Annotated in this window: 5 protein-coding genes; all 5 read right to left on the reverse strand. The window is 69.9% G+C overall.

All coding sequences use genetic code 11. The features are described 5' to 3' along the window. On the reverse strand, positions 1-2,840 hold a 2,840-nt coding region (locus MJ785_RS15230; protein WP_239381445.1), incomplete at its 3' end, for a hypothetical protein. Between the two features lie 77 nt (positions 2,841-2,917). Continuing rightward, a complete protein-coding gene (locus MJ785_RS15235) occupies positions 2,918-4,723 on the reverse strand; it encodes a hypothetical protein (RefSeq protein ID WP_239345736.1) in 1,806 nt (601 codons plus the stop codon). Then, a complete protein-coding gene (locus tag MJ785_RS15240; RefSeq protein WP_239381447.1) occupies positions 4,720-5,169 on the reverse strand; it encodes a hypothetical protein in 450 nt (149 codons plus the stop codon). The genes MJ785_RS15235 and MJ785_RS15240 overlap by 4 nt, the downstream gene beginning before the upstream one ends. Positions 5,170-5,386: 217 nt before the next feature. Then, positions 5,387-7,981 carry a glycosyltransferase gene (locus tag MJ785_RS15245; protein ID WP_255727659.1) on the reverse strand — a complete coding sequence of 865 codons (2,595 nt, stop codon included), beginning with the start codon at positions 7,979-7,981 and terminating at the stop codon, positions 5,387-5,389. Further along, complete coding sequence (locus MJ785_RS15250) at positions 7,978-8,841, reverse strand: glycosyltransferase family 2 protein (RefSeq protein WP_239308401.1); 864 nt, start codon at positions 8,839-8,841, stop codon at positions 7,978-7,980. The genes MJ785_RS15245 and MJ785_RS15250 overlap by 4 nt, the downstream gene beginning before the upstream one ends. Between the last annotated feature and the right edge of the window lie 1,045 nt (positions 8,842-9,886).

Here is a 9,886-nt window from a genome sequence, read left to right on the forward strand (position 1 = left end):
CCTGTGCCGGCCGGCCCCGGGGAGGTCAGCAGATCGAGCGGGTCAGTGCACAGCAGGCCGATCGCGGCGGCCACGGCGGCCCGGGAGAAGCTGGCCGGATGGAAGGCCGCGGTGATCGACAGCGCGCCGCGCAGCTCGACGAACTTCACAGAGATGACGTCGTTGTCTCCGGGTGTGGACGCCGAGTACAGCTGAGGCGTGTCCGTACCGGGATCCGTGCCCGGCGGACCATCGACCCAGCCAAGCCGTTCGAAGCGCGGCACCCGGCCCAGATGGTTGAGCACCAGGCACGGGTGCGGCGGTGGATGGACGCCGGCCCGCGGTGGTGCTGCCGACGGCAGCCGCCGTCGGTAGCCGCGGGCGGCAATGAGACACAGCGTGGCCAGCGGCCGGCCAGAGGCAACCGTTTCGCGCAGTGCCCGGCTGATGGCGACCGGATCGACCGGATCGACCGGGAACATGCGCAGACCCACCGCGAAGTTGCCCGCGACGTTTGCGTCGGCTGGCAGGAAACGCCGGTTGTCAACCAGTGTGAACAGGCCCGCGCTGGCGGGTGTGCCCAGCCCGCAGCGGTCGAACGCGACCCGGGCCGCGGCGAACATGACGGCGGCGCTGGTCGAGCCGGGGGCGTGGGCATCGCGCCACTCCCGGATATCCGCCAGCGTCGACACGGGGCTGTGCCGTGCGACAACCGCCAGCGCCGGCGCAGCCGGCCGGCTCGGAGCGGCCGTGGATGTTGCGGCTGTGGATGTCGTGGTTGTGGATGTTGCGGCCGGTGCCCGCGCGGTGGATGCGGGCGGTGGGCCACCGGCTGCGCGCCTGGACCGCGGCGGTGCCGCCGGTGGTCCGCTCGGCCGCGGACCGCGCAGCATCGCCAGCAGGCGGCGCGGATCACGACCGCAGAAGTGGATGAGTGCGCGTAGCAGCGGCAGCACCGTCTCGTCCCTGGTCAGCGCTACCGGTGGGTCGCCGTCGAGGCCGGCGCGCAGCAGGTCGGGGAAGGCGTTCGTACTCAACCAGCCGTCGCCGAGACAGTGGGCTATCGACAATGCCGCGTACCGGCGTCCGACATAGAGCTGGAACGGCAGGGTCGGCACAGCGGATGCGTAGAGGCGTTCGATATGGCCGGTGAGGTCGTCCGGGTCGGGATCGTCCATCGGGACAATCATCGTCACGCAGTGCCGGCGTATCTCGGCGGTCGGGGTCGGCCGCCACCGTGTCGAGCTCGGGTCGAGCGTACGGAACAGCCGGTGGCCGGGTTTCATGGTGAACAGTTGTTCCGCGGCCACCCTGACCGCGGCCACGTCCGGCATGTCGGCCGGGCCGGCGAGCATGATGTGCCGCCGGCCTATCCAGGCACGGTCACGACCGGCCATACGCATGAAAGCTCCTCTCTTTTCCGTCGTTATGGATTCCGCTGTTACGGACGCGGGCACAGCGACGTCGCTGTTGTGGCCACCGTCGTTGTGGCCACCGTCGTTATGGCCACCGCCGTTGTGATTGCTGGTGTTGTGGCCACTGTTCAGACGCACTCTCAGCGCGGGGCGGCTGAGCATGATGGCGATCATCGCCGTGACGCTCTGCCCCGCAACCCAGGCGAGACCGACACCGGGCAGCCCAAGCGGCTGGGCGAACTGCCAGACACCTACGGTTATGATCATCGCGGGGATGGCCTGCAGGACGACGATCCGGCCGGCCTGCCGCCGTGCCCGCGCCGCACAGACGGCCAGTACCGTCACCGCGCGGGCCATACCGCCGAGCAGCAGCAGACGCAGCAGGGTGGTGGCCTGCTCGGCGTAGGTCGTCCCGAAGATTTTCAGGATCGCTGGAGCCGCGGCGATGCCGGCGGCACCGACCGCCGCGACGACCGGGAGAACCCGGCGCAGGACGGCCGTGTGCAGGGCGTCGACGTTGGCACCGGGCTGGGCACCCTCGACCGTCAGCGAGATCCCCATCCCGATGGTGATCAGATCGACCGATACCGTCAGCATCCAGGCGATGCCGAACGCGCCGCCGGCCGTCGAGCCCATCCTGACCACGACGAGTACCGGCAGGAAGGTCGTCGCGACCTGGGCGAAGAGCATTCCTACGGCGTCACCGGACAGGAAGCGAAACATCTCGGTAGTCCCGCCCAGCGTTTCGCCTGCCGCCCTGCCCCCCGTGGGGCGGGACGGCGGCAGCAGCCGCGTCCACAGCAGCCAGGAGACAGCCGCGATGAACACCACCGGCGGCAGCGCCCATGAGCCGAAGAGACTGAGTGCGCCGCTCTGCCCGCCCGCGGCCAGCGCCGCGAGCACCGCCAGCTTGGTGGCGCTGTAGGCGACGTTTTCGATCGGCACCCAGAGCGCGGCGCGCAGGCCTGTCAACACGCTGTCCTGTAAGGAGAAGATCGACCAGAGCACGACCGCCAGCGTGAAGCCGATCGCGGCGCTGGGACGTCCCAGCACCGCGAGCGCTGGACTCATCCTGGGGATCACCAGTACGAACACCGTGCCCAGCAGCAGGCTCGCACCGGTCGCCACGCCGTATCCGATCAGTACCAGGCGCCGGGCGGATGCCCCGGCGCCTGGGAGGAACGTCGCGAACGCGCCGCCGAAGCTGAACTGGGCAAGCGTTGACAGCGCGGTGAGCGCCGCGACCAGGGCGGTGGCCGCGCCGACCGTGGCCGGGGTGGCGGTGCGCGCGGCGAGAATCCAGTACGCGCTTCCCAACAGGGAGGACACTCCACTGTTGACGACCAGGGCCAGCCCGTTGCGGTAGAGGACGCCGCGCCGGGCAGTGGCTTGCGCAGGCCGTGTTCCCGGCGCCGGATCCGCCGGGCGAGCGTTCCCGCGAGTCATCCTGTGCCGGCCTCGCTGTCGCTGATCATGGTAGGGGTATGGGTGGCGTCCGGAGTGCCCCGGCACGCCGGCGGTCATCATCGGCCTGCCTGGTAGGAGTAGATGCGGGCAGTCGGGCTGGTGAAGAAGGCCTGGAAGCGTGGCGAACGCGCGACCGCCTGCTCCAGGGAGCCCAGCGCTCCCGGTGGGGCGAGCCCGAAGACCTCGGCGTAGACCTCCTGCGAGGTTGTGAACGCGAGATAACCGTGCGTGGAGTACTGCCGCAGCACCGCGACGACGCCATCGAGGTCAGCCGCGCCCAGCTGGCGGTGGCGGAACCCGGCCGTGTGCAGCAGGTTGGGGTCGTCGTCACTGCTCGGACCCCGAAATTCCGGGTACCTGGGGCCGTACCGGAGCGGGAAGTCGGGGCCGGCGAGAAGAAGCACCGACCCGGCTTCGGCGTGGGCGTCGAAGTAGTCGGCGGCCCGGACGGTGTCCGGAGTCATGATGTTGATTTCTTCCTGTCCGGTGAACGCGGGCAGGAACATGGCGACCAGAGCGCCGGTGACGGCGCTGACCCGCGGCGCCTGGCGCAGGCGCCACACGCCGCCGGTGGGCTCCAGGGCGAGGGCGCCGAGAACAGCCGCGAACGGCAGGGCGAACAGGACGACCCGAAGCGACGCCTCGCCGCCGTAGTTCTGAGCGAACACGATCCCGACGGGAACCACCGCGAGCAGCAGCGGGATCCCGGCCACGCGGTTACCCCGGCGCAGATCGCGCCAGGCGCCGATGACGGCCAGCAGCCCCACGGAAACCGTCAGCGCGTACCCGGCGCGCGCGTTGAAGATTTTCCCGGGCAGCGGGGAGAACTCGTGAACGTGCGCGTTCGTCGCGTTGGCCACCGGGTTCGTCCCGGAAAGCAGGCCGAAGGTGTGCTGGACGTAGCCGAGGTTCGGCACCAGCCAGGCCAGCGTGAGCCCGGCCAGTACAGCGGTGAGCCACCGCGGCCGGACGTATCCCGCGGCGCTCAGCGCGCCCATCCCGGCAACGAGCAGATAGGGGGTGAGCTGGTGACTGACGACCACCGCCGCCTGCAGCACACATATGATCGTTATAGCTGCCCGCCGTGCCGGGCCCGGGGGCGTCCCGGCCAGGTGTGATGATCGCGGCCCGGTCAGGAACCGCAGCGCGACCAGATACAGACCGAGCCCCATCGTGAGCCCGAATGCCTGCGGCGCGAAATAGCTTTGTCCCACCCAGTTGGTGATGACGAAGAGGAAGGCGGCCGTGGCGGCGGTACGGGCACGACCGGTCAGCGTCCGTGCGGTCGCGGCGACTATTCCTGCCTGGACAAGCGGAAAGAAAACCTCGGCCCAGGCCGCGTACGTCACCGGATTCCGCTGTCCGGCGAGCTGGCCGAACAGCGCGGCAACCGCAAAGAATCCCGGCCACCGATGGTAGATGTCGATCCCGGGGTCGATACTGCCGTGCACATCGATGTACCGGACGACGCCGATGTGTTTGTACACCCAGGGGTAGTGCGGAACGTCCGTGCACAGTGGCACCGTCCCGTAGAGGATGACCACGGTTGCCGTGAGGAAACCGGCGAGCAGCCACGGGCTCGGCCGCCGCTGGCAGAGCGCGGCCGCGTACCCGACGACCACCAGGGCGAGTCCGGCGTACCAGCGCACAGGCAGGGCTGGTGGCAGCCCGTAGTCACCGAGGGAGTCCACCCGGATGTCGCCCAGTGACGTGGCCCATAGGAGGACGCCGGCAATGCCCACCGCCGTGGTCGGTGCGAGCCTGCCCAGCGCACGCACCGCTGCCGAGGCCTGGGCGGCCGCTGCCGTTGCCGGCGGGACCGCCAGCCAGCTCAACCGATGGATCGGCGGGCTGGCGGTCATCCCTGGCGCCGTTCGTGCTCGTGGCGCTGTTCGTGCTCCCTGCGCTGTCCGTGCTCGTGGTGCCGTTCATGGTCCCGGCGCCGATCCGGGGCCGTCGCGGAGAGCTCGCCGAGCGCCCGCCGAAGATCCCAGGCGAGCACCCCACCGGAGGCCAGCCCAAGGCAGAGCAGCAGCGCCGTGGGGTTCCACCAGCCCACCTCGACGGTGACCACCGCCAGCAGGGTCAGCATCGCGAGGCTCACGCTCACCGTGACCGCGAGCCACGTCAACGCGTCGTCAAGGCGCAGGGTGGTCAGCGCCGCCGCGCCTGGCAGCAGCGCCGCCGCCAGCACAGCCAGCACGGCCCGCACCGGTGAGTGCGTGCCGCTGAGGGCCATCAGCAGGGTCAGCGCGGCAAGTGCCAGCAGGGCGCAGTCCACCGCGCATCGACGCCGTGGTTCGATCATGCATCCGCCCTCGTGTTCATCAGGTCACGCCGATGACAGCTGGCTGGCATCGGCGCCGACCGGGCCGGACCAGGCTCACCGCCAGCGGGCGGGTATGCGGTGGGCGCCGTGTCACTGGTGAGCGGGGCCGGGCGGTGCCCGTCGTCGGGGCCGTCATCCCGGTGGTCGCCTTGGCTGTCGCCCTGGCCGCCATCCCGGCCACCGCGGTGGCATCCGTTCACCGCCATGCTGGCGCTGGCGGCCGGTCGTGAGCCGCTTGGTGGCGGGACCGCAGATAACAGACTGGACCCGCGGCCATACCGGCGAGTTCGCGCAACCAGAGCCGACGCATGGGCAACGCGGCCGGTCCGGCCAGCCGGTGACCAGCGGCCAGCGGCCCGCGCGTGCCGCCAGCGGACGCGGTGACTGCGCGCCCGGTCCGTCGCCGGGTCGTCCGCAGATGGCCAATCCCGGCGGGAACCGCGACGAGCAGGCCCCGGGCCGTGGCTGGGTCCAGCAGGTATTTGCAGAGGAACGAGGTCAGCCCGGTGCCGTAGCCAAAAAGCTGCCGGCGCAGCGCGTCCAGCTCAGCCCGGTGACTGTGCCAGACGAGTGCCGCCGGCTCATAGGCCAGGGCGTGCCCGGCAAGCAGCACGCGGACGAAGACGTCGAGGTCCTCACCGCCAGCTGACGCGGTGCCGGCGCCGAGCGCCTCGTCGAAGCCACCGAGGGCGAGCAGGACATCGCGGCGGAACGCCATGTTTGCCCCAGTGCCGAACGCCCCCGCGCTGTAGGGGTACAGCGGGCTCGGCCGCCGGGACCGATCAAGGTCGAACAGCGCCGGCCGGCAGTTCGTCGCCCATGACACCCGGGCGTCGAAGTAACGTTCCGCCGGGCTTGCCAGGGTGGCCGCGGCCACGAGCCCAGTGACGCAGGCGACATCGGGCCGGCGCTCGAAGCCGCGTACCAGGCCGCGGATCCAGTCGGCGTCCACGGTCACGTCGTCGTCGGTGAAGGCGACGATCGTGCTGCTTGCCGCTGTCAGGCCCGCGTTGCGTGCCCGGGAGAGCCCAGGCCGTGGCTCCAGCACGTACCGGAACCGGGGGTCGCCGGCGGCCTGGGCGTCGAACACGCTTCGGGTCGCCGGGTCGGTCGGGGCGTTGTCGACGATGATGACGTCGAGCCAGGGCCAGTCGAGCGCGCGTAACGAGACCAGGCTGGCGGCGAGCTGGGCCGGCCGGTCACGGGTGCAGACCACAACGCTCACCGCGGGGGCCGAGAGCAGCCGGCGGCATGCGTGACCGGCGGCCAGCGGGCCTGCCGGTGCCGGGCACGCCGGTGGCTCCGGGTCCGGGTCCGGACCCGGCAGCTGGTCGAGTCCGTCGATGCCCAGGTGAGCGCGGATGGCCTCGCCAAGGTCGCGGCTGGCCATGGCCCGCAGCGTCAGGTCGTCGAGGACGTCCGTGTCGAGATCGACGGACAGGAAGCCGAGCGGTGTGCCGTGCAGGCGGATCAGAAGCCGGGCTTCGCGGTACGGCGTGGCGGCGGTGTCGAGCAGCTCAGCGGGAAGAGCCATCGGTTCGGTGAGTTCCACCTCCCCGCACCAGATCCGTGCTGTCGTGGCTGCCGGTGCGGTTCGGGCCGCCTGACGGCCTCGCCGGCCACTGACCGCATGCGCGAGGTGGGCGGCCGGCCCCCGGGTGAGCCCGGTCACCGTCGCGGCGGGCAGCGACGATGGACAGCCGCGCGGCTGATGCCGCGGCTCACCAGAACGGCGGGCCGGCTCATCAGGAAGGCGGGCTGGGCTGCCAGGACGCCGCCAGCGCAACCACCGGCCATGGACATATCCGGCTGTGGTGATCCCCAGGCCCGCCACGGTGACGCCCGCACGCGGCCAGCGCCGCGGTGTGGCCAGGTCGCGGCACAGCGCCCGGGGGAGCACGCGGCGCACGTAGTCCTTTTCGCTGGCGAGTGCCGCATCGCGGCCGACGCTGTGGGCGACCGCGGCTTTGGAAAGGCCTTCGGCATAGCAACGGGCCCGGAAGTACCGCCAGGTCGTACGCTCCCGGGTGACCCGATGGCTTACCCGCGCGAGCGGTTGGTAAAGCATGATCATCGTTGGGTCATGGGCGCGCAGCCGGATGGCGAGCTCGGTTTCCTCGCAGCCCAGCGGCCGGGACCCGAGCCGGCCGAGTCCGTCGGTGAAACCGCCCACCTGGTCGAAGACCATCCGCCGGAACGACATGCCGGCACCGATTGGGTTCCGGACCGGTGCGCTGGCAGTGGGAAGTCCCTGGTAGCTACAGCCGACCACCCAGTCGAATTCCGGTGGGAACCAAGGCGGGCGGCTCGACGGCCAGCGCGGCTCGGCCAGCCCGCCGACACCGGCGACGGCCGGGTCCGCATACGGAGCCAGGAGGTTTGCCAGCCATGATGGTTCAGCCTCGGCATCGTCGTCGAGAAAGGCGATCACATCGCCGGTGGCGGTCGCGATACCGGTGTTACGGGCTCCGGACAGACCGTTGCGACCGCTGTTGAGCACGACCTGGACGCCGGACAGACCGGCAGCCGCGCGCTGGTGGAGCCTGGGATTGTGGTCGATGACCACGATGACTTCGTGGGGGGGAACGGTCTGGGCCGAAAGACTTGTCACGGCCCGCTCCAGATCGGCCCACCGCTCTTCGGTGTAGGCACAGATGACGACGGACGCGCACGCCGCGGGCCAGCTGGCGTCGTCCGGTTCCTCGTCGCGCCCGCGGTCTGGCCAACTGGCCGGGCCGCGGGCCGCCGGAACTGGCGCCGTTTGCGTCCGCCGTCCGCTGACGGCCGTCATGCGTAGGTCGCCGAGGCGCTGCCGGCCCGGTCCGGCTGCTCTGGGGCGTCTGCCTGGCGGGGAAGGGCGGTGGCCGGCGGAGCGGCGGATGCCGCGGAGTGGCACCCGGCCGCTTGACCGATCAGCGGGTCGCGTCGGTGCAGCCGTTCGGACAGGATCGTGCGCAGTACCCGCAGGCCGTCGCTGCTGGCTCGCAGGTTTGACTCGCCGTGCACGCGAGGGCGTTCGAAGCTGCCGACCTCGGTGATGCGCAGGCCGGCCGCGGCGACTCGCAGCATGATCAAAGTCTCGATCTCGAAGCCGTCACCCCACTGGCGAGTTCCGTTGTGCTGGCCGGGTGTGAGGCCCAGCGCCGCGAGACACGTGCGGGAGAAGGCGTTGTAGCCATAACAGAGATCGGTGAAACGCTGGCCGAACAACCGATTGGCCAGGAAGCACAGAGCGCGGTTTCCCAGCTGCCGGGCGCGGGTGATGTCGGCGCTTCCGCCGCCGTGGGCGAAACGTGTTCCCTTGGCGAAGTCCGCGCCATTGCGAAGAGCGTCGAGGAAGGCAGGGATCTCGCTGGGGTCCGCCGAGCCATCGGCGTCCAGCATGACGATGAAATCGCCGGTGGAAGCGGCGAAGCCACAGGCGAGAGCGTTCCCTTTACCACGTCTGGTTTGGCGCACGACGATTGTGTCGGGACGGATTTCGCAGGCGACACGGATGGTGTCGTCAGTGGACCGGCCGTCCACCAGGATAATTTCCGCGTCGGGCGGTAGCCGCCGGAAGACGCCAGGTATGTTCTTCGCCTCATTGAGCGTTGGAATGACGATGCTAACCGAGAGGGGGGCCACTGGACGCCGCGACGTCTCGAACAACGGGTATCCTCCGATTCGGGCCAGGCGGAAAAGGTTGTGGCGGAGCCGACCTGCTCTTCGGGCGTCGCCTCGGCCTCGGGCACGCGACAGACGCCGCAGGGGCGCCCGCGATGCCCCCTGGCGGCGGTGCCATCGTGGGGGATGCCCGTCAGGTCGTCAGCTGAGATCGAAGAGTCGACGCGGTCGGCTTGGCTCGTGGTGCCAGGTCTCATGTGCTGGTGTTCCGGGGGTGTTGGCGGCGCGAAAAGTGATGATCGTGCTGGTGCCTACAGGGCGAGCGCCGCCGATTCGACAGCTGATGTACGGCAGCAGCCTTGTCGACGTTCGGCCTTGCGTCCGTACACCGTTGCCCCCTTGTACGTTCCGCACCGTCCACGATCATTTTGTTGCTGGCTGTCTATATCATCGGACAGTGTGTATCTCGGCACGGGGAACATATCACATGACATCACTACTGGTTGTGTAAGTGTCACCGAAGGTTGGCATCGCTGCGTGTGACGGGGTCACTTATCGTTTAATGATGCTGAGAATTCTTGTGTTCCAGTAGTGGTCCGCTGGCGTGCGGCGGGGCAGCGGAGATGTTGCGGAGGTCTTTGGTTGGCTATCTGGCGATAAAGAAAACAAAGAAAAACCTGTCCTCGGCGGCCGCGTCCGCCGAGCTGCCGGCACCTCCCGTGCCAGCCGCCGCGTTCAGATGATCTTTTCTGTGCCCAGGGCGGTACACTGGCCGGCGCGTCCGGGCTGCCCCCGCGGCGGTCAGCCGCGTCGACGAGAGCGGACGCGGGAGAACGCCGGGCACGAACAGCGCCCACAGTCCGAGCCGCGCCGGTAATGTCGGTGATGGTCACGAAAATGGCCGCAGCGGCAGGTGGCCCACCATGTGGTCAGGCGTTCCCGAAGTTCGCGGGGCGCGTTGCTCGGCACGGTGGAAACGGTACCGGACGGCCATGGGCAGCTGACCACGACGTTCCTGCTGCCTTGCTGTACGGCGCCTCGACCAGGCTCCCGGGCGATTTTTCTACTGCCGCAACCAGGACGCACCTGA

The sequence above is a fragment of the Protofrankia sp. CiT1 genome (assembly GCF_917627335.1).
Taxonomy (GTDB): domain Bacteria; phylum Actinomycetota; class Actinomycetes; order Frankiales; family Frankiaceae; genus Protofrankia.